The organism is Bacillus sp. TL12 (assembly GCF_022625245.1).
Classification (GTDB): Bacteria; Bacillota; Bacilli; order Bacillales; family Bacillaceae_G; genus Bacillus_A.
The window spans coordinates 1-521 of record NZ_JAJJBY010000199.1 but is presented as its reverse complement, the minus strand read 5'-3'; the positions used below and the strand labels follow the sequence as shown (position 1 = coordinate 521).

Annotated in this window: 1 pseudogene; it reads right to left on the bottom strand. The window is 32.1% G+C overall.

Going from position 1 to position 521, the window contains the following annotated elements:
• Nucleotides 1-130: 130 nt before the first annotated feature.
• A pseudogene (locus LOK41_RS28505) lies at nucleotides 131-521 on the bottom strand (IS4 family transposase); the annotation flags it as partial.

The window sequence follows — 521 nt, the reverse complement described above, 5'->3', positions numbered from 1 at the left end:
CATGTCCATCAACTTAAGAACAGAAACAAAATGAACTTTCGTTCATCAGGGCTAAAATATTCTTAAAGTAGAGGTACACTCTTAAAAATGTGCATGCCAAATAAACCTATATAGGCATCATTTTAAAAAATTATGCAACTTTCTTTTGTCTTCTCAAACCACTATACTCATATACAATGCCCAGAATATCAAAGACGGTCTTCTTCTCATACCGATGGGATTTCCGTCCGTTTTTTTGCAAGAGATTAAAAAGCTGGAGAAAAACCTTTGTTATTTCTTTTGTATCTTTTTGTAGAGCTTCATACGCCAAATACAGATGATCTTGAATCATATAAATAGCTTTATATTCACTTAATTATTTTTGCTTTTTCTGTAGTAACAGTTGTCTCATTTTGAACATAGTTGAAGAACAAAGGAAAATAGCGATTAATTGGCCATAAAGATGACATTCTAGACGTTCCCGCTTAACATTGTGACAACGATTGATACCAAAAAGAGATTTCCATGTTTTAAATACAATC